This is a genomic window from Streptomyces doebereineriae, assembly GCF_031845645.1.
Taxonomy (GTDB): Bacteria; Actinomycetota; Actinomycetes; order Streptomycetales; family Streptomycetaceae; genus Streptomyces; species Streptomyces canus.
The window spans coordinates 1,098,429-1,121,718 of the sequence record NZ_JAVREZ010000001.1 but is presented as its reverse complement, the minus strand read 5'-3'; the positions used below and the strand labels follow the sequence as shown (position 1 = coordinate 1,121,718).

Annotated in this window: 14 protein-coding genes and 5 pseudogenes; 11 read left to right on the top strand and 8 right to left on the bottom strand. The window is 69.0% G+C overall.

Annotation, left to right across the window (positions count from 1 at the left end; translation table 11 throughout):
* The first annotated feature begins 90 nt into the window (after positions 1–90).
* Both RNB18_RS05345 and RNB18_RS05340 read left to right on the top strand, forming a co-directional pair.
* Complete coding sequence (locus RNB18_RS05345; protein ID WP_311712957.1) at positions 91–3,804, top strand: nSTAND1 domain-containing NTPase; 3,714 nt, start codon at positions 91–93, stop codon at positions 3,802–3,804.
* Positions 3,805–3,905: 101 nt separating this feature from the next.
* Positions 3,906–5,348, top strand: a complete 1,443-nt coding sequence (locus RNB18_RS05340) for a polysaccharide deacetylase family protein (protein WP_311712956.1) — start codon at positions 3,906–3,908, stop codon at positions 5,346–5,348.
* A gap of 46 nt (positions 5,349–5,394) precedes the next feature.
* On the opposite strand, the gene RNB18_RS05335 is transcribed toward RNB18_RS05340, so the two are convergent.
* Complete coding sequence (locus tag RNB18_RS05335) at positions 5,395–5,883, bottom strand: GNAT family N-acetyltransferase (RefSeq protein WP_311712955.1); 489 nt, start codon at positions 5,881–5,883, stop codon at positions 5,395–5,397.
* Positions 5,884–6,114: 231 nt separating this feature from the next.
* Between RNB18_RS05335 and RNB18_RS05325 the strand changes: the two are divergent.
* Positions 6,115–6,486 (top strand): annotated as a pseudogene (locus RNB18_RS05325) (transposase); the annotation flags it as partial.
* Between the two features lie 9 nt (positions 6,487–6,495).
* Here RNB18_RS05325 and RNB18_RS05320 read toward each other — a convergent pair.
* Positions 6,496–7,686 (bottom strand): MFS transporter, encoded by a 1,191-nt coding sequence (locus tag RNB18_RS05320; protein WP_311712954.1) that lies wholly within the window; start codon positions 7,684–7,686, stop codon positions 6,496–6,498.
* A 124-nt stretch (positions 7,687–7,810) separates the two neighbouring features.
* The gene (locus RNB18_RS05315) at positions 7,811–8,407 is read right to left on the bottom strand and encodes a TetR/AcrR family transcriptional regulator (protein WP_311712953.1); all 597 of its coding nucleotides are present in this window, start codon (positions 8,405–8,407) and stop codon (positions 7,811–7,813) included.
* Positions 8,408–8,869: 462 nt separating this feature from the next.
* Here RNB18_RS05315 and RNB18_RS05310 point away from each other — a divergent pair, with 462 nt between their 5' ends.
* A complete protein-coding gene (locus tag RNB18_RS05310; RefSeq protein WP_311712952.1) occupies positions 8,870–9,535 on the top strand; it encodes a DUF4389 domain-containing protein in 666 nt (221 codons plus the stop codon).
* A gap of 422 nt (positions 9,536–9,957) precedes the next feature.
* Here RNB18_RS05310 and RNB18_RS05305 read toward each other — a convergent pair whose 3' ends face one another.
* Positions 9,958–10,353, bottom strand: coding sequence for a hypothetical protein (locus tag RNB18_RS05305; protein ID WP_311712951.1), 396 nt, complete (start codon positions 10,351–10,353; stop codon positions 9,958–9,960).
* A 163-nt stretch (positions 10,354–10,516) separates the two neighbouring features.
* Between RNB18_RS05305 and RNB18_RS05300 the strand changes: the two genes are divergently transcribed.
* Complete coding sequence (locus tag RNB18_RS05300; RefSeq protein ID WP_311712950.1) at positions 10,517–10,975, top strand: SRPBCC domain-containing protein; 459 nt, start codon at positions 10,517–10,519, stop codon at positions 10,973–10,975.
* Positions 10,972–11,316 (top strand): ArsR/SmtB family transcription factor, encoded by a 345-nt coding sequence (locus RNB18_RS05295; protein ID WP_311712949.1) that lies wholly within the window; start codon positions 10,972–10,974, stop codon positions 11,314–11,316. Before RNB18_RS05300 ends, RNB18_RS05295 begins: the two co-directional genes overlap by 4 nt.
* Before the next feature lie 15 nt (positions 11,317–11,331).
* Here RNB18_RS05295 and RNB18_RS05290 read toward each other — a convergent pair.
* A protein-coding gene (locus tag RNB18_RS05290; protein WP_311712948.1) for an IS5 family transposase occupies positions 11,332–12,158 on the bottom strand; the annotation gives its coding sequence in 2 pieces (ribosomal slippage) (positions 11,332–11,798 and positions 11,798–12,158; 828 coding nt in all).
* A gap of 197 nt (positions 12,159–12,355) precedes the next feature.
* Here RNB18_RS05290 and RNB18_RS05285 point away from each other — a divergent pair.
* A pseudogene (locus RNB18_RS05285) lies at positions 12,356–13,563 on the top strand (RNA-guided endonuclease InsQ/TnpB family protein).
* 120 nt (positions 13,564–13,683) lie between these two features.
* Here RNB18_RS05285 and RNB18_RS05280 read toward each other — a convergent pair.
* Positions 13,684–14,229 (bottom strand): annotated as a pseudogene (locus RNB18_RS05280) (SigE family RNA polymerase sigma factor); the annotation flags it as partial.
* A 159-nt stretch (positions 14,230–14,388) separates the two neighbouring features.
* Between RNB18_RS05280 and RNB18_RS05275 the strand changes: the two are divergent.
* Positions 14,389–15,327 (top strand): L,D-transpeptidase, encoded by a 939-nt coding sequence (locus RNB18_RS05275; protein ID WP_311713029.1) that lies wholly within the window; start codon positions 14,389–14,391, stop codon positions 15,325–15,327.
* Between the two features lie 572 nt (positions 15,328–15,899).
* Entirely contained in the window at positions 15,900–17,390 is a 1,491-nt protein-coding gene (locus RNB18_RS05270; RefSeq protein WP_311712947.1) for an RICIN domain-containing protein, read from the top strand.
* 744 nt (positions 17,391–18,134) lie between these two features.
* Here RNB18_RS05270 and RNB18_RS05265 read toward each other — a convergent pair.
* Positions 18,135–18,589 (bottom strand): annotated as a pseudogene (locus RNB18_RS05265) (transposase); the annotation flags it as partial.
* Positions 18,590–18,709: 120 nt separating this feature from the next.
* On the opposite strand from RNB18_RS05265, the gene RNB18_RS05260 reads away from it, so the two are divergent.
* Positions 18,710–20,719, top strand: coding sequence for a GDSL-type esterase/lipase family protein (locus RNB18_RS05260; RefSeq protein WP_311712946.1), 2,010 nt, complete (start codon positions 18,710–18,712; stop codon positions 20,717–20,719).
* A 250-nt stretch (positions 20,720–20,969) separates the two neighbouring features.
* Here RNB18_RS05260 and RNB18_RS53610 read toward each other — a convergent pair.
* A pseudogene (locus RNB18_RS53610) lies at positions 20,970–21,260 on the bottom strand (glycosyltransferase); the annotation flags it as partial.
* Between the two features lie 316 nt (positions 21,261–21,576).
* On the opposite strand from RNB18_RS53610, the gene RNB18_RS05250 reads away from it, so the two are divergent.
* The gene (locus RNB18_RS05250) at positions 21,577–22,803 is read left to right on the top strand and encodes a lactonase family protein (RefSeq protein WP_311712944.1); all 1,227 of its coding nucleotides are present in this window, start codon (positions 21,577–21,579) and stop codon (positions 22,801–22,803) included.
* The last annotated feature ends 487 nt before the right edge of the window (positions 22,804–23,290 follow it).

The window sequence follows — 23,290 nt, the reverse complement described above, 5'->3', positions numbered from 1 at the left end:
CAGACTGGGCCGGAATTGCCCCGAATCGGCGGCCAACCGTAGGTTGGGCGCCGATCACTGGTGTGTTTGCAGGGCGAAAGGTACGGCCGGGTGGGACGACGCGAGAAGCCGCTTGACCCGGACGCAGGGCCGGTGCAGCGGCTGGCGCACGAGTTGCGCCTGCTGCGGGAGAAGGCGGGGAAGCCGCCGTACCGCGAGATGGCGGAGCGCGCGGGCTACTCGACGACCGCCCTGTCCCAGGCGGCAGCAGGCGAACAGTTGCCCTCGCTGGCGTTGACGCGGGCGTACGTCCAGGTGCTGGATGCCGACCCCGACGAGTGGGAGCGGCGTTGGCGGGAGGCTGACGCGGAGGCGCGGGCGTCCTCGGTCGAGGAGCGGGCCCCGTACCGCGGGCTGGCCCGGTTCGAGCCGGGTGACAGCGACCTGTTCTTCGGCCGGGACAGGCAGGTCGAGGAGTTGTTTGCCCTGGTGCGCGAGCATCGGCTCGCGGCCGTATTCGGTCCCTCCGGCAGCGGCAAGTCGTCGCTGCTGCGGGCCGGGTTGATTCCTGCGCTGCGGCAGGCGCAGGGTGCCGACCGCCCGGCGGTGGTCCGCGTGCTCACGCCTGGTGAGCAGCCCGCGCGCACGCACGAGGAGGCCCTCCTCCCGAAGGACAGCGACCTGGCCACCTGGGTGCTCGTCGACCAGTTCGAGGAAGTGTTCACCCTTTGCCACGACCGAGAGGAACGCGCCCGCTTCCTCGACCTCCTGCTGCGCGCTCGCGTCGCCGAGAGCCGACTGCGCGTGGCGATCGCCGTGCGCGGCGACTTCTACGGCCACTGCGGCGCCCACCAGGAGCTGGCCGAGGCGGTCAGCCGCGCGAACCTGCTGGTCGGGCCCATGAGCCCGGACGAGCTGCGGGACGTGATCACACGGCCCGCGACCGCCGAGGGCCTGAACGTGGAGCGCACGCTGACCGCCCGCGTCATCGACGAGGTCACCGACCAGCCCGGCGCCCTGCCGATGCTTTCGCACGCCCTGCTGGAAACCTGGCGCCGCCGCCGCGGCCGCACCCTCACTCTGGCCGCGTACGAGGAGGCGGGCGGCGTGCGGGGCGCGATCGCAGCGACCGCCGAGCAGGTCCACGGCGAGCTCTCGCCGGAGCAGGCCCGTATCGCCCGCCGTATTCTGCTGCGGTTGATCGCCCCCGGGGACGGCGCCGCCGACGCGCGCCGCCCGGCGTCGCGGGAGGAACTGGGGCCCGACGCGCAGGACGTGCTGGAACGCCTCGTCGCAGCCCGGCTGGTCACCCTGGACGGCGACACCGTCGAGCTGGCCCACGAGGTGCTGATCACGGGCTGGCCCCGACTGGCCGCCTGGCTCGACGAAGGCCGCGAGGAGCTGCGGGCGCAGCGGCTCCTCGGGGAGTCGGCCCGTGCCTGGCAGCAGCTGGACCGTGACGCGGGCGCGCTGTACCGGGGGGCGCGGCTGGCCCGGGCCGAGGAGTTGTTCACCGGGCGGCCCCGGGACGACCTCGCCGAGCTCGAGCGGGCCTTCCTCGACGCCTCCCGCGCCGCGCGCGATGCCGAGCGGAGGGCCGGTGCCCGGGCCGCCCGGCGTACCCGTCTGCTCACCGTGGGGCTCTCCGTGTTCCTCGTGCTCGCGCTGGCCGGGGGCCTGCTGGCCTGGCAGCGTGACCGGGCGAGTGACGAGGAGGCGGCCAAGGCGGCCGCCGGCCGCCTGGCCACGGTGGCCGAGAGCCTGCGCTCCGCGGACCCCCGTACAGCCGCGCTGCTCTCCGTCGCGGCCTGGCGGCTCGCCCCGCTGACCGAGTCCCGCTCAGCCCTGCTCGACGCCCTGGCCCGGCCGGAGCGGGACGCCTTCGCCGACCCTGGAACAGGCGAGAACACCCGGCGTTTCCTCACCGGTCAAGGCCGCACCCTCATCACCGTCACGGGCTCCGAAGTGACCGTCCGCGACGTGGCCGACCGCCGTGTCACCGCCCGCTACCGCCTGCCCGACGGCATGGAGGCCTCGGACGCCGGCCCCGATGCCCGCTCCCTCGTTCTCACCGGCCAGGACAGCACCGAACTGTGGAACGTCGCCGCCCGCAGACTCGTCGCCGAACTGGGCGACGCTGCCTACTGGGCGGCACCCGACGGCAGCACCTACTCCACCGGACCGACGGACGGTCCCGGTCCGGTCGAAGTGCACCGGGCCGGCGACGGCAAGGTTCTGTTCACCACGGACACGTCACGCGCCCTGACCGCCGCGGCGGTCGGCCCGGGCGGCCGTCTCCTCGCCCTGTGTCCCGCCGACGGCGCACCCCAGGTGTGGGACACCGTCCGCGGCAAGAGGCTGCCGGGTTCCTGGGAGAAGGCGGGCGGCACGGTGTGCGGCACGGGCTCGGGGGCGGACGGCGGTTCCCGTCTGCTGCGCCTGAGCGGGGACGGCCGGCGTCTGGCCGTGATCTCCGGAAACACGGCCACGGTCTGGGACGTCTCCGGCGGACGGGAGGTCGCCGATTTCCAGAGTGCCGGCACCACCGGTTTCACCCAGGCCGTTCTCTCCCCGGACGGGCGGTTCCTCGCCACGGCCGACGACGAGGAGATCGCTGCGTGGTCGCTGGACCTGGGCGGCGGGCAGGTCTTCCACACACCGCTGTCCGGTGCCGAGGTAAGGGGCCTGACCTGGGTCCCGGGCAGGAACCGGACGCTGCGCTATCTCGACGGCGCCACGGTGCGCACGGATGACCTGAGCGACCGCCTCGACGCCCGCTGGCAGAGCACTCCGGCCGACGCGACCGCGCTCAGCCCGGACGGTGCTGTCCTGGCCACGGTCACCCGGTCCGGCTCCGGCTACCGCTTCGAACTGCGCTCCACGCGCACGAGCGCCGTCCTGGCCCGCGCCACGCTCGGTGCCCTGCCGGGCGACGGCGCCGAAGGTGTCCCGCCGCTGGCCTTCAGTCCGGACGGCCGGGCGCTCGCCGTCGCCGACACCGTGTCCTCGCACGGCTCCCTGCGGCAGCGCTTCAGCATCTGGGACGTCCCCGCTCACCGGGTCCGTACGTCGTTCGAGACCTCCGGTGCGGCGGACCGCATCGTCTCCGCCCTCGCCCTCGGCACCGGCGGCCGGACGCTGCTGGCCGCGCGCTCCACCAGCGGCGACGGCACGACCGAGGTCTGGGACACCACCGCCCACCGCCGCACGGACACCCTCAGCGCCCTCAACGCGGACAGGCTCGCCGTGCGGCCCGACGGCCGACTGCTCGCCGGTTCCGCCGACCGGTACGCCGAGCTGCCGTCCGGTCGCGTGAGCGCGGCGGACCTGGCCGACGGCCAGCAGGTCACCGCGCTGGCCTTCAGCCCCGACGGCGCCCGGCTCGCCGTCGGCGACTCCACAGGGCACGTCACCCTGTGGGACGGCGACCTGCGCCACCGTATGGGCATCCTGACCGGCACCTCCGACACCGCCTCCGTCGGCGAGCCCGAGGCCGTGGGCGCACTCGCCTTCTCCCCCGACGGCGGCACCCTCGCCGTGGGCGGCCACAACGGCACCCTGCGCCTGTGGGACACCGGCGGGCAACGACTCCTCGGCAGCGACCTGCCCACGCCCGGCGCCGAGATCCACACCCTCGCCTTCACCCGGGACGGCGCCACCCTGCACGCCGGCGGCCCGGACGTCCTGCTCCAACGCCACCCGGTCGCCGGGGACGACATCGCCCGCATCCTCTGCGAGCGGGCCGGCGGAGGACTCACTAGGGCGCAGTGGCGGACGTACGTCCCCGACGCGCCGTACCAGCAGCTATGCCCCACCACCCGCTGAGCGGGATTTCTTTGTTCACAGTGACTCGGGCGGTCGCTGAAAAACGCCTCTGACCTGGACGATCGGACTCCGAAAAGCCCCCTAGCCCAGGTTCTGGTCCCATGCGTACACACCTCCTGTTCCCCTCCCTCCTCCTTCTCGGCTCGCTCTCGCTGACGGCTGCCTGCTCGTCCGGTTCCTCCGGGACGTCGGACACGGCGACCGTCGAGGCGCGGTCCGGGTCGTCCTCCGGCACCGCGCCGGTGCGTGCGGTGGACCCTTCGAAGATCAAGGGCCTGCGGATCGTCAACGACAGCAGCGAGGACAACTCCTGCCCTTTCGCCACCAGCTACCCGGACGTGCCCGGCGCCGAGGCGATGACGGCCGTGATGAAGAGGTACGTGGAGCAGCGCCTGGCGACCTTCCGCTCAACGTGCGGCGACGACGGCGAGGCCGGTGACGTCGGCGAACTCAACATCAGCCACCAGTTCCTGGTCGCCTCCGGGGACGTCCTCGGCGTCCGGCTCACCACGCAGGACGGCACCGCGGCGGGGAGCGGGCTGGACACGCGCACCTACTGGTACGACGGGCAGGCGGGCGCGTACCGCACCGCCCTGGGACTCGTCGCCGACGGCTCCCGGGACGCCTTCGTCGCCGACCTGAAGAAGCAGCTCAAGGGCCGGGACGGCACGGACGCGGACACGGTGGACGGGGCGTTCGCCGACCGGTCGAACCTCGGCGAGCTCCTCAACGACATGGCCTTCACCGCCAACGGCGGACTGCGGGTGACCTTCGCCCGGGGTACGGTCGGCGCCGCCCCCGCCGGGTCCTACGTCGTGACCCTCTCCAGGGCGACGGTCACCCCCTGGCTGTCCGCCTTCGGCAAGCGCGTCCAGCGGCAGACCGTACGGCCGTCCGACTCACTCGACCTCGGGGCGGCCGCCACACCCACCCCCGCCGTGCCCACCCACACTGCGTCCGGTGACGACGACACGGACTGCGGGAAGGTCATGTGCGTTGCCCTGACCTTCGACGACGGACCCGCCGCCCCGGAGACCGCGACCCTGCTGGCCTACCTGGCGCGGTACAACGCCCGGGCCACCTTCTTCACGGTCGGCCAGAACGTCGCCGCCCACCCCGACCTGGTCCGCGCCGAGGCCCGCGCCGGCAACGAGGTGGGCAACCACTCCTGGAGCCACCCCGACCTCACCAAGCTCACCTCCGAGCAGATCGCCTACCAGCTGAACCGCACCAGCACCGCGATCAAGGCCGCGACCGGCAAGGCCCCGACCCTCTTCCGCCCGCCCTACGGCGCCGTCAACGGCACCGTCCGCCACGCCACCACGCTCTCCCCCGTGCTGTGGACCCTGGACACCGAGGACTGGAAGTACCCCGACGCCACGAAGGTCGCCCAGAGCGTCATCGGCAAGGTGAAGCGCAACGACGTCGTCCTCATGCACGACATCCACCCCACGTCGGTGGCCGCGGTCCCGGAGATCCTGCGCGCATTGACCGCCCGCGGCTATCACTTCGTCACGGTGAGCCACCTGCGCGCCACTATGTGATCCAGCGGGTAAATCGCTTCACTTCTGCCACGGATCCATTTTCGACTCAGCTTGTTGTTTGACCTCCGGTGCCTGTGGCGTCGCGGAGCCGAGTGCTCGGGCAGAGGTAGAAGAGTTCGGGATCTCCTTCGTCGAGGCCGTGGAGGAGACCGACCGGGTGCCAGCCGGCGCGTTGTAGTAGTTGCTGCATGGGGTGGTTGGAGACGTTGGTTGAGGTGAACAGCTTCGTGGTGGTGCATACGGACTCGACGGCCGTGAGGAGACGTGCGCCCACACCTCGTCGGCGGGCACTGGGGGCGACCATCAGCATGGTGACGAAGCCCTGCTCGAAGAAGGTGTACTCCAGCACGCTGTAACCCAAAGGTCCGGATGAATCTCGGGCCATGAGGGCCACACCCTGTTCGCACCACCGCCGGATGCTGTCCCGTCGTGTGTGATCGCCTGCTGCCGTGACGGAATCGATCTTGGCTAACGCGGCCCAGTCCGATGGATCCGCGCGGTCCACTTGAAGCCCGCTGAGGTTCTCGACGTCCATGGCATGCATCGTGGCAGCGTATGGGCGGTTGGTGCTCGCCTATTGAGTTCGGCGGGGCTTGGTCCCCTACTTGTGGTGTGCGGGACGGCTGCATGCCTCGCCGGTGCGAGGACACGTCCCACCTCGTGCCGGGTGGCTGGGCGGTGGTTCTTCGAGCCGAGCGGTCGACCGGGGCCGGGACGGGACGTTTCGGTGCACCGGCCGGGGAACCGGTCTTCACACGCAGGTTTCTCGGTTGGCATTTCTGCTGCCAACACCCACGACAGCCTGGGGCTTGAGCCTTTGATCCGCGGTATCTCATCGATCTGTTCCCGCCGCGGCCCTCGTCGGCGCTGCCCCTCCAAACTCCGCGCCGACAAGGGATACGACTACGACCACCTGCGGATGTGGCTTCGCAGTCGGCGTATTACACCCCGTATCGCCCGTAAGGGCGTCGAGCCTTCGACTCGGCTGGGGAGACACCGGTGGACTGTTGAGCGCACCGTGAGCTGGCTGGGCGGTTTCCGTCGGTTGCACCGCCGTGACGAGCGCAAGGCCGCGCACTTCCTTGCCTTCACCAGCATGGCCGTTGCCGTGATCTGCTACCGCTGCTTTGCCGAGTGACGCAATGGCTCACACCCGTTCTGTCTGTTCGGCAGTGCGAGGGGAGGCAAGGCCCGTTGCGGGGGTGGAGCGGCGGGCGAGGTCGGGCAGGACGGTCGCCAGGCCGGCCAGGGCCATGACTGAGCCGAGCCAGAGCGGGGCGCGCAGGCCCCAGGTGTCGATGCCGACGGCGCCGATGGAGGAGCCGAGGATGATGCCGAGGGTGATGAAGGAGGAGTGGACGGTGTTGACCAGCGGGCCGGCGTTTCCGGTGCGCTGGACGCGGGTTGCCATGGCCGGGTTCATGGTGACGCCGACCAGGCCGATGCCCATCATGCAGATGACGGCCGGTGCGGGCAGGTCGGCGAGCAGGGCGAAGCCGGTCAGGAACACGGTGTTGAGGACGAGGCCGATGGCAAGGACAGGGACGGTGTGGCGGTCGGCGAAGCGGCCGACGATGTTGTTGCCGACGACGGTGGCGGCACCGTAGGCGATCAGCAGGAGGGGGACGGTGCCGGTGGAGAAGCCGGTGAGGTCGGTCAGGATGGGGTTGAAGTAGCTGAAGGCGGAGAAGGTGGCGCCGATGATGAGTGTGCTGGTGGACAGCACGAGCCACAGCTTGGGCTTCCTGAAGACGCCGATCTCCTGGCGGAAGGCGCCGCCGCCTTCGGCGCGTTCGATGCGGGGCACACCGAACCAGGTGGCCACGGCGGCGATCACGGTGATCGCGGCGATGGCCCAGAACGCGGCGCGCCAGCCGTAGCGTTCGCCGACCAGGGTGGAGATGGGGAGTCCGAGCAGGGTGCCGAGCATCAGGCCGTTCATCGCGACCGCGATCGCCCGGCCGCGGATCTCGGGGCGGGTGATCTGGGCGCACATCGAGATGCCCACACCGAAGAAGGCCTGGGAGGCGATGCCGGTGACGATCCTCGCGGCCATCATCGTGGAGTAGCCGGTCGCGGTGGCAGCCAGCGCATTACCCGCCAGGAAGATGACGAAGAGCACCATCAGTGCCGTCCGTGGCGGGAGTTTCATGAGCGCCACGGTGAGGAACGGCCCACCCGCCGCCATGGCCACCGCGAACGCGGTGATGAGGTATCCGATCTGCGGGATGGTGGCATTCAGGCCGTCGGCCATCTGCGGCATCAGTCCGGCGACCACGAACTCGCTGGTCACCATGGCAAAGATGCCGAGTGCCAGGACGTATACGGCACGAGGCACGTTGAGTCTCCTTGGGGGGTCGACGCCCACCGGCGTAGGGGCCAGGTGACGTAGCGATGAAGGGTTATGGATTGGTCAGTTCAAAACGTGGACATGCGTAGGCATCGCCCGGGTGGCGCCTGGGTCAGTGGGTCAGTGCGTCGAGGGTGACTTCGGCGATCGACTCCAGTGCGGTGCGGTCGGCGCCGCCTTGGCTGGAGATGCGCATGCCGCCGATCGCTGCGTTGATGAAGCGGGCCAGTGCTCCGGCGTCCCGCTGGGAGGTGATGCTGCCGTCCCGGCGACCCTCCTCGATCACCGCGCGCAGCACCGCGAGCCTGCGGGCCGTGTCGCGCTCCAGCAGTTCCGCCGCCCGGCTGTCGCGAGCGGCTAGTTCGACCGTGGTGTTCACGGTCAGGCAGCCCAGGCTGCGGCCGCCGGCCCGGTGCTCGGTCTCGCCGTCGACGACCATGGCGAACAGGCCGCGGATGCGGTCGGCGGCACGGCGCCGCGTGTCCTCCAGGACGGCCAGCTGGGCGGTTGTCATGGTGTCGATGTAGTGGGCCAGCGCACGCTCGAACAGGTCGTGCTTGCTCTTGAACGTGTTGTAGATGCTGCTGCGCCCCAGCCCGGTGGCTTCGCACAGGTCCTGGGTGGAAGTGGCCTCGTAGCCCTTCTCCCAGAACGTGTGCATCGCCGCGTCCAGGGCCCGTTCCTCGTCGAACATCCGCGGTCGGGCCATGATGCCAGCTTAGCCATTTTGGATCGATCATTGCAATACATACTCGCAAGCCTCCCGCTCACTACCACCTGAGGCCCCCAGCGCGGAGCGAGCCAGCTGGACAGCCTGGCCCCTTACCGAAGCCCCCCTCCTGAACGCGACGCTCCTGCAGCCCTCCCCTCGCCAACGCAACGACGTCTTAGTCTTTCCAGCCTGCCCCCGACGGCCGCCGTCCGCAGGGGCAGGCCGGTCCCATCGCCTGGGCTGGTGGGGCCCTTCGGGCCCGAGCGACCCACCGCACCGTGCATCACGGCAGCTTCATCGTGCTCGGCTACGGCGGCCCCGGCTACCGCTTGTGCACGGCGACCAGACGATAGGCCACTGGAACGGACCCGTCTGCCCTCGCGAGCTGGGGCGGAAGCAGCCAGGCTGGTCATGAGCCCGCCCGGCGCCACATACGCCGGGAGGAGGGAGCTGATCACCATGACGACGCCAGTTGCATTCCACGACCACCCGGTCCAGGTGAACGCGCGTATCGACTCGCCACTGTCCCGATGGCTGTGGCTCGTGAAGTGGCTTCTCGCCATTCCGCACTACGTGGTGCTGTTCTTCCTCTGGATCGCTTTCACCGTGGTGACCGTGATCGCGTTCTTCGCCGTCCTGTTCACCGAGCGCTATCCCCGTGCCCTGTTCGACTTCAACCTAGGAGTGCTGCGCTGGAGTTGGCGGGTCTCGTACTACTCGTACGACGCCCTGGGCACCGACCGGTATCCGCCGTTCAGCCTGGGCGAGGAACCGGACTACCCGGCACGGCTGGACATCGCCTACCCGGAGCGGCTCTCTCGCGGCCTGGTGCTGGTGAAGTGGTGGCTCCTGGCCATCCCGCACTACATGGTCATCGGCTTCTTCCTCGGCGGCGCCCACCTCGGCTGGTGGTCCGGTGGCCTGATCGCCCTGCTGACGGTCATCGCGGCCGTGATCCTGGCCTTCACCGAGAAGTATCCGAAGGACCTGTTCGACCTGATCATCGGCCTCAACCGGTGGGTCCTGCGCGTCACCGCCTACGCCACCCTGATGACGGACACGTACCCACCGTTCCGCCTGGACCAAGGCGGCACGGAGACGACCACTCCGGAAGAGCGGACGTGATCGCCGCGCCGGCGGCCACATTCTCGATCGTGCACGGGCTGTTGCAGCCCGTACCTGTACAGCACCCACGCCGTCCAAACCGCGCCCTGGCGTCGGACCCTGTCTGACGCCCACAAGTTCGCGGCACCAGCCAGAGCCAAGTCACTCGGCGCCGCGGTCATCTACCTCCACTCCACTGCACGTCCTCGTCACCAGGCGGAGCTGTGGAAGCCGGAGACGGGATCCGGCTGTCTGATTCAGCTCCTGGGCGACTCCTTCACGAGTTCGATGCCGATTCGCGCGCAGGTTGGACTGGCCGTAGTCGGCGGCCCGGCTGTACGACCGCTCCCCGTGCAACTGCGACGACAGGGCCTCCTGGTGCTCGATGGGATCGCACCCCGAACTGCCAAGAGGCCCTGCTGCCACGCGCCAAAGACGCTGTCTCAGGACTTGACGATCTTCGGGGTGTGCGGGTCCACACCTACCACCGGACCTGGCTTGCATTCTTTGACGGCCTTCTCGGTGACGGTGCCGAGCTTCGTCCGCGTCTTCAGCAGCGCCTGCTTGGCGAGCACCAGGTCCAAGCGCGAGAAGTCCATCGGGATGGTCACGCCGTGGTTGTCGAACAGCAGGGTGGTGGCATCGCTCTTGGTGGCCGTGCTGCTCGCCTCCGAGTGCGAGCCACCCGCGACCAAGGTGGCCAGAGCGCTTCCCCCGCCCGCCGCGAGGAGGACGACGGCGACGGCGCCGATGCCGGCGGCCCGCCTGCGCCGGGTGCGGCGCACGATCTGGGGCGCGTCGAAGTCGGGCGCCTCGGCGGAGTTCGCGTAACGGTTCATCGGGTCTGTCCTTCGTGGATACCCCGGCCTTTAGAACTCCTAACGAAATGCACGGTGTGGATCTGGCGCGGGGACTCGCTGCTCGATGCGCAACCAGTTGGTTGCGCATCGAGTAGCGAGTGTGCAACCTTGAGGTGGCAGGCCCAGACGAGATGAGGTTGCAATGATTCACAACACGATCGAACGCACCATCGCGATCAACGCCCCCATGCAGCGGGTGTGGTCCGTGCTGACCGAACCCGCCTTCCTCGGCCGCTGGTTCGGCAACGGAGAGCCAGTCAAGATCGACCTGCGCCCCGGCGGTCTCCTCGTCTTCGACCACGGTGTCCATGGCGTTATTCCCGCCCGCATCGAGACCGTCGAGCCGCCGCGGCTCTTCTCCTGGCGGTGGTCTCAAGGTGCCGCTGGAGAAGAGCCTGAGGACACCAATGCCACCCTGGTCGAGTTCACGCTGGCCGAAGACGACTCCACCGGAGGTACCCAACTCACCTTGATTGAGAGCGGATTCGCGCGGCTCGGGCTGCCAACCGCCGAGGCCGCCGAACGTCACCGCGCCAACAGCCAGAACTGGCCCGGCAAGCTCGACCAACTGCGCGCGGCCTGCGAGCCGACCACGGCATGACCCGCGCCGCCGAGGACGATGACGGCTCCGAGCACGTTCTGGTAGCCCTGGCTGACCCGATTCGTCGAGAAGTCCTCGCCATCCTTGCCCGCGAAGGCGGCGCCACATCCACATCCCTGGCAGCGAGCCTCCCCGTCACCCGCCAGGCGGTGGCCAAACACTTGGCCGTTCTGGACCGCGCTGGGCTTGTCCGCGCCCACCGGGCCGGCCGCGAGGTCCGCTACGAAGCCGACCTGCAACCGGTGAAGCAGACAACGCGGTGGATGGCCACCCTCGCCACCCAGTGGGAACACCGCCTCAACACCATCAAGGCTCTGGCGGAAGGCGCCACTGAGCCCTGAATCCCACATGCCACGTCAGGAACCCGTCGCACGGCACAATCTCCTCCAGCAGATGAGCGCGCACCCGAGGGTGAGGAAGGCTTCGTGGATGTCGTCGCGTATCTCCCAGCGGATGCGTAACCGGCGGAACCAGTGCAGGAGTGCGAAGCTCTGTTCGACGACCCACCGGTGGACGCCCAGTCCTGAGCCGTGTTCGGCGCCGCGGCGGGCGATGACCGGGGCGATTCCGACGGCCCGGACCTGCTTGCGGTACTTGTCGTGGTCGTAGCCGCGGTCGGCGTAGAGGCGGTCGGGGCGTCGGCGGGGTCGTCCGCGTCGGCCGCGTACTGGCGGAACGGCCTCGATCAAGGGCATGAGCTGGGTGACGTCGTTGCGGTTGCCGCCGGTCAGGGAGGCGGCCAAGGGGATGCCGTGCGCTTCGGTGATCAGATGGCGCTTGGAGCCTGTTCGGGCACGGTCGACCGGGCTCGGTCCAGTTTTGGGCCGCCCTTCATGGCCCGCACATGAGAGCCGTCGATCACCGCCCGGGACCAGTCCAGAGCGCCGGCGGCGTGCAGCTCGGCCAGCAGCGATTCATGCAGACGCTGCCACACCCCCGCGTCATTCCAGTCCCGCAGGCGCCGCCAACAGGTCATGCCGGAGCCGAAGCCCAGTTCCTTGGGCAGGAACTCCCACGGAATGCCTGTGTACAGCACGAACAGGATCCCGCACAGGACCTTGCGGTCGTCCAGACGCCTGCGCCCCGGGTGATCCGCGCGGCGGCGCACGACCGGCAACAACGGCTCGATCCGCGCCCACAACTCATCGGACACGATCCACGGCAGCTGCTCACCCCTCCTCATGTGAAGGCTAACACACCATCAAATGCGAACATTCCAAGGGGAGAAGCAGCATTCTGTTAGGAGTTCTAAGGCCGGGGAGGAAACGAAGCTCCTGAAGAGCAGGGCAGGGGAAGCCGGTTCGCCGTCAGGGCGGGCCGGCGTGCGCCGTCCACCGGCCGACACCCGCCGCTCACATGGAGGTTGATACGGTGTGAGGTATGGCGGAGCAGGTCAAGCGGGCGTTTAAGTACCGCTTTTACCCCACCGGCGAGCAGGCGGCTGAGTTGTCGCGCACGTTCGGCTGTGTCCGCCTCGTCTACAACAAGGCGCTGGAGGAGCGCACACGGGCCTGGTATGGCGAGCAGCGCCGGATCTCCTATGTGCAGTCCTCGGCTGCGCTCACGGAGTGGAAGAAGACCGAGGGACTGGCGTTCCTGGTGGAGGTGTCCTCGGTTCCGCTGCAGCAGGCGCTGCGTCATCTTCAGACGGCGTTCGGGGACTTCTTCGCCAAGCGCGCGAAGTACCCGCGCTACAAGTCTCAGAAGAAGTCCCGGGCGTCGGCCGAGTACACGCGCAGCGCCTTCACCTGGCGCGACGGGCACCTGACTCTGGCCAAAATGACGGGGCCCCTGGACATCCGCTGGTCGCGTCCGCTGCCCGAGGGGACGGAGCCGACCACGGTGACTGTCTCCCGGGACGCGGCGGGTCGCTGGTTTGTGTCCCTGCTGTGCGAGGACAGCATCGCCCCGGCTCCCGCCACCACAGCGGCCGTCGGCCTGGACGCCGGGATCACCTCCCTGGTGACGCTGTCCACCGGGGAAAAGGTCGCCAACCCCAAGCACGAGCGGCGGGATCGCGCGCGGCTGGCCCGCGCGCAGCGAGAGCTGTCGCGCAAGGCGAAGGGCTCGGCGAACCGCGAGAAAGCCCGCCGTCGCGTCGCCAAGGTCCACGCACGGATCGCCGACCGGCGCCGCGACTTCCTGCACAAGCTGTCGACTCGACTCGTCCGTGAGAACCAAACGGTCGTGATCGAGGACCTCACCGTCCGCAACCTGCTGAAGAACGGCAAGCTCGCACGCGCCATCTCCGATGCTTCGTGGACGCAACTGCGCTCTCTGCTGGAGTACAAGTGCGCCTGGTACGGCGTGAACTCGTCGTGATCGACCGATGGTTCCCCAGCAGCAAGCTGTGCGGGAACTGCGGGACGGTCTGCGGGAAGCTGCCGCTGAACGTCCGCGCGTGGACGTGCGTCTGCGGCGCGGTGCATGACCGCGACGTGAACGCGGCGCGCAACATTCTGGCCGCCGGGCTGGCGGCGTCTGCCTGTGGAGACGGTGTAAGACCTCAACGGGAGTCCTCCCGGACGGGGCGGTCGTCGGTGAAGCAGGAATCCCAGCGGGCGACCGCTGGAATCCCCCGCCTTTAGACGGGGGAGGAAGTCAACGGATTCCTTCCGTGTACTGCCGTGGTGAAGGTCGGAGAGTGCGGGCAACTGGCTTCTGAGCATCTCGATCCCCCGGGCGAGCTGGGAGCGCAGCGTGCTCGGCGAGATGCCCAGGTCGGCTGCGATCTCGGTGTCCGAGAGGTCGTGGAAGTACCGGAGTACCACCACCGTCCGCGTCCGCATGGGCAGTTGCTGCAGCGCGCGAACCAACTGGTCCCTGCTGTCGACCTGTCCGTACTCGTCGCCGCGGGCGGCCCGGTGGGGGCCGTCCGCCTGCAATGCCGTACGGCGGAAGCGGCGCCAGCGGTCGTTGGCCAGGTTGACCATGATCCGCCGCACATAGGCCTCCGGGGCGTCCTTGACGGATATCGAGCGCCACTTGCGGCAGGCCCGCTCCAGGGTCTCCTGGACCAGATCCTCGGCGGCGTCGCGGATCCCCGTCAGGACGAGGGCGCCCCGGAGCAGCGCTGCCGACCGGGCGGCGACGAAGCCGTCGAAGTTCGTATCCACACGCGCCTCCCTTCCTGTCTCCCCTCCTCGGCGGGGAGACCCCGGGATTTGCTGCACGTAGGCGATGGGACCTGAGTCACAACGGCAACAGAGTTGCGCGGCGCCGCCTCCCCCGTCGTCCCCGTCCTGCGGTGGCATCGAATCTTGGGACAGGTTTTGCGCGACGCACGCAACTGCGGCCCGCGCCATCTCTGTCTGACAGGGGGACGGGCCTGTCAGGGCCGAACAGCGAGTAGACCGGGGCAGTTCGTGGGACGGCGCAAGGGCAGCATAGGGATCGCATTGGTCACGGGTGTAATGCTGGTGGGCGCGAGCGCCTGCGGCGGGGTCGGCAGTGACAAGGCGAGCGGGGACGACGCAAAGGCGTCGGGAAAGCCGGGCGCGAGCACCTCTCCGTCGCCGACGACACCCGCGGGCCCGCCGATGCTGCTGGAGACGATCACCCCACAGACGGGAACCACGGTCGGCGTGGCCATGCCGATCTCGGTGATCTTCACGAACCCGGTGGCGGCCAAGGCGCGGGCCACAGTGGAAAAGCACATGAAGGTGAGCGCCTCCCAGGCCGTCGCCGGCGCCTGGCACTGGATGGGCGACAAGCGCGCCGACTGGCGCCCGAAGACGTATTGGCCCTCCGGTACGACGGTGAAGATCGACGCCGACATGAAGGGTGTCAGCAACGGCAACGGACGCTACGGCGTACACGGCTACACGCACACCTTCAAGATCGGTGACGACGTGCGCGCGGATGTCTCGGTGACCGGCCACACCATGAAGGTGACCCGGGACGGCGCGCCGGTGCGCACCCTGTCGATCAACGCGGGCAGCGCCGAGTATCCGACGTGGGACGGCACGATGGCCGTCATCGACAAGCAGGAGAAAGTCCACATGACTTCCTGCAGCGTCGGTATCAGCTGCGACAAGGGCAGCCCCAACTACTACGACCTGACCCTTCCCTGGGACATCCACCTCACCCAGTCCGGCACCTACGTCCACTACTCGACCGGCGACCCGAACCCGGGCAGCGGCAGCGCCCGCGGCTCTCACGGCTGTGTCCACCTGTCCCTGGCGGACGCCAAGTGGTTCTACGGTCAGGTCAAGCAGGGCGACCCCATCACCATCACCGGCTCACCCCGCGGCAAGGCCCCGGCCGACAACGGCTACGCCGACTTCAACCTGGGATGGGACCAGTGGCTCGCGGGCAGCGCCTCCGGAGAGGGTACGACCGCCGCCCTGTGACGCGTCGCGGTGACGGCGTTGGTCAGCACTTGCCGACTGGCGGGCGGGCTCCGGACTCTGGTTTTCGCCGAGGCGGGGCGGGTGGTTGCGTTCCAGGGGTGGCACCTGATGGGGGCCGGCGTTCCCGCAGGTTGTGGTCGGGGGTGCATGCGTAGCCCGGATGTCACGCTGCCCGCCCCCGTGGGGGGCCGGTTTCAACAAGCCCGATCAGGAAGTGACAGAGCTTGGCGGCCAGGGGAGTTGTAAGGCTGGCCGGCTTGGAAGACCAACAGGCGGTCATCGCTCCGTTCGAGGCAACGCCACGGATTGGCGGCACGATTTGCCCCTTATGTGCCGTCAGAGGAGAGCCAGCCGACAGGATCGGTCGACTCAGGCCCCGGGGCTTGATCGGTCAAGAATAAACAAAAACGATCACAATCCTTGACTGCCGTCTGGCCTGCCCTTCTCATTGATCTCCGCCGGGCGACTGCGTCTCACCCCGTCCGGACCAGCCGCGTACGGGGCGAATCGTCCATTCCCTCACATCGACGCGAACGACCCGGCGACCGGCGCCTTGAACGAGAGGGAAGATCATGCTCAAGGGAGTACCCCATCGGCCGGTCGGCGGATGGCACAGGGCCGCCGCCGCCTTTCTGACATTGCTCGCGGGCATTGCGGCGTTCCTGATCCCGGCGCCCGCGGCGCAGGCAGCCACAGTGTCGTTCACCACGGGTGCCACACGGACCGACCAGAACGGCAACGCGCTGCAACTGCACGGCCTCGGCATCATCAAGGTGGGAAGCACCTGGTACGGGTTCGGAGAGGACAAGACCGGCGAGACCTCGGCGGACACGTCGTTCCAGGACATCACGTGCTACACCTCGACCGACCTCGCCAACTGGACCTACCAGGCTCAGGCGTTGTCCCGGCAGAGCAGCGGCGACCTGGGCCCAAGTCGGGTCGTGGAACGGCCCAAGGTCATCTACAACGCGTCGACCAGCACGTACGTGATGTACATGCACATCGACAGCACGAACTACTCCGAGGCCAAGGTCGGTGTGGCCACCAGCAGCACTCCCTGCGGCCCCTACACCTACCGGGGCAGCTTCCGGCCGCTGGGCAACCTCAGCCGTGACCTCGGCCTGTTCCAGGACACCGACGGAACCGGTTACCTGCTGAGCGAGGACCGCAACAACGGCCTGCGCATCGACAAGCTGTCCGCCGACTATTTGTCCGTGGACAGCGCTGTTACGGTCCTGGGCGGCAGTGGCAGCAGCAGCGTCGAGGCGCCCGCCATGGTGAAGGTCAACGGGATGTACTACGTGTTCGGTTCCCACCTGACGGGCTGGAGCCTGAACGACAACATCTACGCCACCGCCACGTCACTGGGTGGCCCCTGGTCGTCGTTCCGGAACTTCGCGGCGCCCGGCACCCACACCTACGGCAGCCAGACGGCGAACGTCATCACCGTCCAGGGCCCCTCCGGCACTTCCTACCTCTACGCCGGTGACCGCTGGAACACCGCGGACCTCGGCTCCTCGCAGCTGATCTGGCTGCCGATGACCATCAAGGGAACGACGGTGAACGTCGGCCAATACCCCACCTGGTCCCTCGATGCCACCGCCGGCACCTGGACGGCCGGCAGCGGGCTGCCCACCGCGGGGAACCACACACTGACCAACCCCAACAGCTCCATGGTCATGGACGTGGCGAGCGGCTCCACGGCGAACGGCGCCAAAGTCATCCAGTGGCCGTCCAACGGCGGGACCAACCAGCAGTGGACCCTCACCAAGGTGGCGGACAACATCTACACGCTGAAGAGCGTGAAAAGCGGCCTGTGCCTGGACGTGCCGAACCAGTCGACCACCACCGGCGTGCAGTTGCAGCAGTGGACCTGCAACGGCGGGACCAACCAGCAGTGGTTCCTCGACCTGGTCGGCAGCTACAGCGGCAGCACGTACATGCTCGCCGGGGTGGGCAGCGACCTGAACCTCGGCATCACCGGCGCCTCGACCACCCAAGGCACGGCGGTGGCCCAGGAGACGGGCACCGGAGCGACGAGCCAGCAGTGGAGTCTCTCCTGATCCCAGGTGGGTGAGTCATCACTTCAGGCCACCCGCTGCAGCGGCATCCACGCCCCGCGCGCGTCCCTCCACGCGCACGGGGCGCTGGCCCAAGCCCGACCACCTCGCCGGTCAGCCACCCGGTGCACCGGCGGGACGTGCCGACGGAAACGATTTAGCGGATGATCTTGGCTGGCGAGTGGTCAGTTGAGGCCGCTCGCGTGCAGGAAGGCTGAACCGGTCCGGGACGGTCCGGAGCCATCAGACCCGGAGCAGTGCACCGCGCCGAACAGCCGCAGCTGGGTCATGATTCGAGTCTCTTCAACCTCGGACTCGAAGCCGTCGCCAGCGACAAGGGTGTCGTCATGTCCCCATCGGGCCACGATGCAGCCAGTGCCCGAATGGCCAGATCGGCGTACCGCAATCCACCTCTACGCATTCGGAGATCCCAAACCCCGGCTCGGGCACCAGAACCGAATCCGTCGCTTGAGCCACCGTCTTGCACCGCGTGACGTCGGCCAGTGGCCTCTCCACCCGGCCAGGAGCCAGCCGCAACACCTTGTCACCGAGCCGCGCAAGCACAACCTGACGAGGATCCGCCGGAACGAAGTCGTCAAGTCCAGGCGAACAAGGCGCCTCCCGGCGACATGCGTCGAGTAGCCCGCTCACGGTCACAGCCTTGACGGAAGGCCGCCCGGTTGACGGCACAGCCATCAGCTGCTGAAGGATGTCGCCGACCGACGCCATCTGTGCCGGCTTCCGGACCTTGCGCCGTCGCCTGGTGCGCCGCCGCGCTTCCCGCTCGGGGGCGTCGCTCTGGTCCCGGCCGTTCTGTACCGGCGGGCCGCCCCTTTTGCCGGGCCTGTTCCTGGTCGGCGGCGACGTCCTCAAGGGCTTCCATGACCTCCTCACCGATGCGCATCCCGGGGGCGTCATGATGGGCCCGGGCGGTGGTGGAGCTCGCACTGACCAGGGACAAGTCCGTCTTCCTCTGGCGGGCGGCCTCGGCGATCACGCCTTCCAGCAGTGCGGTGCAGACGCCGGCGTCCCTCCCCCAGGCCCGGAAGCGACCGTTGACCGTGGACCACAGGCCGAACTCGCCCGGCATGTCCCGCCACTGACTACTGCTACGGAACCGCCAGATCACCCCCACGAACTGCTCCCACAACCGTCCGGGGTACGGGCCGTACTCGCCGATCGGCAGAGAACGGCGCGATCAACTTCCATTGCCTGTCGGTGAATTGCCTGCCTCACGCGAACCCTTGACGCTGAACCGTTTCATTGCTTCTCTCGAAAGGCTGCTTCTGGGAGCGCTCCCACCCCACGCCGAAAGGGACCCTGTGCAGACCACCCCCCACGCCATCCCCCATGTCACCTCCTTACGCCACCTCGCCCGTACCCTTGCTGCGCTCCTCACGGCCGTTCTCGTCGCCTGCCTGCTGTCCTGGACGGGGAGCTCCCCCGCCCAGGCCGCGCCGGGTGACGGCTCGGTCTCCGACCCCAACATCGTCTACGTCGGGCGCTGGGACACCAGCGCCGGCACGGCGGCGGTGCCCTCCTGGACCGGTGCCTACCTGCAGACGGCCTTCACCGGCACCACGGTGAAGGTCAAGGCGAGAGACGCGGTCAACCTGTACGCCAGCATCGACGGCGGCCCCGACGTCTTCCACCCCGGCGTGCGCGGCACGGTGAACCTCACGCCCCGGCCGTTGTCCGCCGGCACCCACACCCTGCGCATTTCGTACCGTTCCGGCGACACCGTCTTCCAGGGCCTGGTGCTGGACCCCGGTGCGCGCACGGTCGCGCCGAACGCCCCGTCCCGGCTCGTCGAGTTCGTCGGCGACTCCATCACCGCCGGTGCGCTCACGGACCGGCTCGCACTGGACTCGTACGCGTGGAAGACCGGCGAGCAACTAGGGACGCGCCACACCCAGATCGCCCGATCCGGCTACTGCCTCGTCGCCCAGTCCGGATGCACGGGCCTGAGCACGCAGTTCTTCAGGACTGCGAGCACCGGCAGCCAGAACTGGGACTTCTCCCGCTACCGGGCGGACGCCGTCGTCATCAACCTCGGCACCAACGACATCGGCCACGGCGTGACCGGCGCCGCATTCCAGTCGGAGTACACCAAGTTCCTCGCCGACCTGCGCGCCACCTACCCGAACGCGCAGCTCTTCGCCGTGCAGACGCTCAAGAAGCGCTATGTCGCCGAGACCAGGGCGGCCGTCACGGCCCGCACCAACGCCGGTGACAGCAGGGTGCACTACGTCGACACCACGGGCTGGCTGAACGACGGCGCCGACTACGAGGACGGCAACGGGCATCCCAACGAGGCCGGCCACACCAAGTTCGCGAACCGCCTCGCCCCCGTCATAGCCTCCCGACTCGGCAGCCCCACATCCACCCTGGCGGCCGCTCCCGGCCAACCCGGCGACCCGAACATCAAGTTCGTGGGCCGCTGGGACACCAGGACCTCCACCGCCTACACCCCGTACTGGGCGGGCGCCTATTACCGGGTCGGCTTCACCGGCCGGACCGTCCAGCTCAAGCAGCGCGGGACGATCGACTTCTGGGCGAGGATCGACAACGGCCCGGTGAAGTTCTACGACGACGTCAAGGGAAACGTGAACCTGGCTCCCTCCCCGCTGACCGCCGGCAACCACACACTCCAGGTCAACTACCAGGTGGTCGCCGGTTCCTACCGGGGTGACGCCGTCTTTCAGGGGCTGGTCCTCGACAGTGGCGCCACCACGTTCGCACCGCCGGCGCCCGGCAAGCTGATCGAGTTCGTCGGCGACTCGATCACGGTGGGGACGACGTCGTCGCAGAACGCCCGCACCGCGTACGGCTGGCTGATCGGGGAACGGCTCGGCACCGAGCACACCCAGATCGCCCAAGGCGGCGCCTGTCTGGTCGCCGCGGCGGACGGATGCGTCGGCCTGGAGCGGCAGTTCACCAAGCTCAACCCGAACGCGGCCACCCCCGACTGGGACTTCTCCCGGTACCAGGCGAACGCGGTCGTCATCAACCTCGGCACCAACGACGTGGGCCACGGTGTCAGTTCGGTGCAGTTCCAGGCGGCGTACACCAGTCTGCTGGGCAAGGTCCGCGCCGCGTACCCACAAGCGTGGATCTTCGCGCTGGAGACCTTCCGCGGCCGGTACGTCCCGCAGACCGAGGCTGCGGTCAGAGCGGCCGTCGACGGTGGCGACTCCCGGGTCTCCTTCGTCGACACCACCGGCTGGCTGGGTTCGGGCGACCTGACGGACTCGGTCCACCCCAACGACCAGGGGCACCGCGTCATCGCGGACCGGCTGGCACCGGTCATCGCGGCGCGGATCGGTATGTGAGGGAGGGCCGGGGCCGCCGGACCGCGACCCGCAGGCGGGCGCCTCCGCTGCCCTGCGCGGGCGCCCGACCCCGGCCCCGGCTCGACGGCGAGATCGCCGCACTTCCCTCCCTTCCTCTTGACCGCGTCGAGCACAAGGCTCGATTCTCCGTCCAACCACATCGCGGGTAGATGCCGATCGTCCTGCTCGACGGGTCACCTCGCTTGCCGGGAATGCGCGGGATCGCCTCGAACATGAGGCACGCCGCCTGCGCGTCGCAGTCGCAGAAGCACACGATGTCCGCGGTGGCCGCGGTCAGCCCGGCGTGACAGGCGGCGCCGAAGCAGCGGCGCGTCTCACGCACGACGGTCGCGCCGAGGTCGCGGGCCAGTTCGGGCGAGCCGTCCGTGGATCCGTTGTCCACCACCAGCGCGCGCCAGGTGCGCGGGATACGGGCGAGGACCCAGGGCAGGGCCTCGGCCTCGTTCGGACAAGGGAGCACCACGTCGACGGTCGCCGAGGTCGTCTCCGCTTCCGATTGCGTTGCGGGAGAAGTCGTCACGGACGTCTGCGGTGAGGCGCCGCGGCGTGAAAGGCGCGAGTCACCGCTCCGGGCCCCCGGACGGCGAACTTGGCCGACCCGTAGGCGCTCTCGTAGAAGCCCCCGATCAGACCGGGGTCGACGTTGCCGCGACCACACTGGCAAGGGCAGCAGTCGAGCCGCAGGCCAGACCGCCCACCGAATTCTCCGGGGCGAACGGAAGTTCTTACGAGAAGCTGACGCGGGACCGAAACATCTTCATCCCACCCGCCCCGCAGGCAACTCTGGCTCTGCACGTCACCGACCGGTGGTGGCGGCGAGGTACAAGGAGTCAGGCGTGAGCAGGCATACCAGGCGCAGGTCGAAGTCGCAGGTCCGGATGACCATCGCCGGAGCCGGCATCCTCGCATCGGCGGCGGTCGCGACCACGGTGGCCATCGCCTCGGCGGGGGAAGTCCCCCGCACACACCAAGGCGCGACGACGAAGAGCGCCAAGGCGGGAGCCGACCACGCCGTCTTCGTACAGGGCAACGAGCTCGCCGGAAACACCATCCACGTCTTCAAGCGCGGCGAGGACGGCAAGCTGACCGCCTCGGGCACCTACGCAACGGGCGGCAAAGGCGGCGATCAGGTCGACGCACCCACCGACTCCCTCGCCTCCCAGGGCTCACTCGTCTACGACCGCGGCTCGCAGCTGCTGCTGGCAGTCAACGCGGGCAGCGGCACCGTGACCTCGTTTCGCGTCGAGGGACGGAAACTGACGGACCGGCGGGTGGTGCGCTCGGGCGGGGACTTCCCCTCCTCCATCGCGGTGTCCGGCAACCTCGCCTACGTCATGAACGCGGGAGGCGCGGGCAGCGTCCAGGGCTTCAAGATCACGGCCAACGGACTCGAACCGCTAAGCGATTCATATCGCTCCCTGGGGCTGAAGAACGACAAGGTGCCGTTGTTCAGCAGCTCGCCCGGCCAGGTCGCGTTCACTCCGGGCGGCGGTGAGCTGGTCATCACCACGAAATCGGCCAACACCATCGAGGTGTTCCCGATGAGGCGCGACGGACGCCCCGCACCCCGGGCGAAGGTCAACGACTCGGCCGGCGGCGTGCCATTCGCGATCACCTTCGACAAGACGGGCCGGATGCTGGTCGCCGAAGCCGAGAAATCGACGGTCAGCACGTACAAGGTGCTCGCCGACGGCAGCCTCAAGGTCGTCCAGAAGCCCCTGGCCAACGGTCAGAACACGCTGTGCTGGCTGGAGCGTGCCGGTGACTTCTTCTACGGCGGCAACACCGGCAACTCAACCGTCACCGGCTACCGCACCAACCGGCACGGCAGGCTCGCGCTCACCAACGAGATCGGCATCGCCACCCCGCCGTCAGCCATGTCTCAGGGCGTCATCGACCTGGCGGTGACGCAGGACGAGAAGTTCCTGTACGTGCAGAACGGGACCTCCGGCACCGTCGACGGCTTCCGCATCGGCAGGAACGGCTCCCTCACCAAGGTCACCACGGCCACCGGACTGCCCCCCTTCGCCGAGTCCGGCATGGAGGGCATAGCCGCGGTGTAAAGAAGCTGCCACCGCGGCCCGGCGTCCTGGAGACTCCTCTCCGGGGCGCCGAACCCGTTCCGACGCAGCAAGGAGTGCTCAACGCCGGTCACCGATCCTGCAGCCGACAGACCATGCGGGCCGGACGCGCCAGCCGACTGGAGCGCACCAGTTGGGAACAGACCAGTCAGCCCGCCAGAACACCTGCCCTGCCAGTCGGCCCAAGGTCGTCACCCTCAACGTCGGCGGCGCCACTTGGGACCTGTACCAGGGCGACACCGGGCCTCACTCCCTCCGGTTTCACCAACGCACTGGTGAACCGGACTCGAACTCCCAGCCCACCATGGCGGGTTGAGCAGCCGATGAGCGCCATGTCACCGCCCCCGTGGCCGGCCCGTCGGCCACTGCGTGCGCCCGGGGCACGCGCCCTTCCTCGCCTGAGCCGATCCTCGCCCCCTGACTGCGTTCGATGGCTCGCCCCGTCACCGGCGGAGGCCCGCTGCTGTCC

Coding starts and splice junctions, on each gene's coding strand:
- RNB18_RS05315 (WP_311712953.1), bottom strand. CDS start 8,407: ATGGCCCGACCGCGGATGTTCGACGAGGAACGGGCCCTGGACGCGGCG.
- RNB18_RS05340 (WP_311712956.1), top strand. CDS start 3,906: ATGCGTACACACCTCCTGTTCCCCTCCCTCCTCCTTCTCGGCTCGCTC.
- RNB18_RS05335 (WP_311712955.1), bottom strand. CDS start 5,883: ATGGACGTCGAGAACCTCAGCGGGCTTCAAGTGGACCGCGCGGATCCA.
- RNB18_RS05295 (WP_311712949.1), top strand. CDS start 10,972: ATGACCCGCGCCGCCGAGGACGATGACGGCTCCGAGCACGTTCTGGTA.
- RNB18_RS05305 (WP_311712951.1), bottom strand. CDS start 10,353: ATGAACCGTTACGCGAACTCCGCCGAGGCGCCCGACTTCGACGCGCCC.
- RNB18_RS05270 (WP_311712947.1), top strand. CDS start 15,900: ATGCTCAAGGGAGTACCCCATCGGCCGGTCGGCGGATGGCACAGGGCC.
- RNB18_RS05300 (WP_311712950.1), top strand. CDS start 10,517: ATGATTCACAACACGATCGAACGCACCATCGCGATCAACGCCCCCATG.
- RNB18_RS05275 (WP_311713029.1), top strand. CDS start 14,389: ATGCTGGTGGGCGCGAGCGCCTGCGGCGGGGTCGGCAGTGACAAGGCG.
- RNB18_RS05310 (WP_311712952.1), top strand. CDS start 8,870: ATGACGACGCCAGTTGCATTCCACGACCACCCGGTCCAGGTGAACGCG.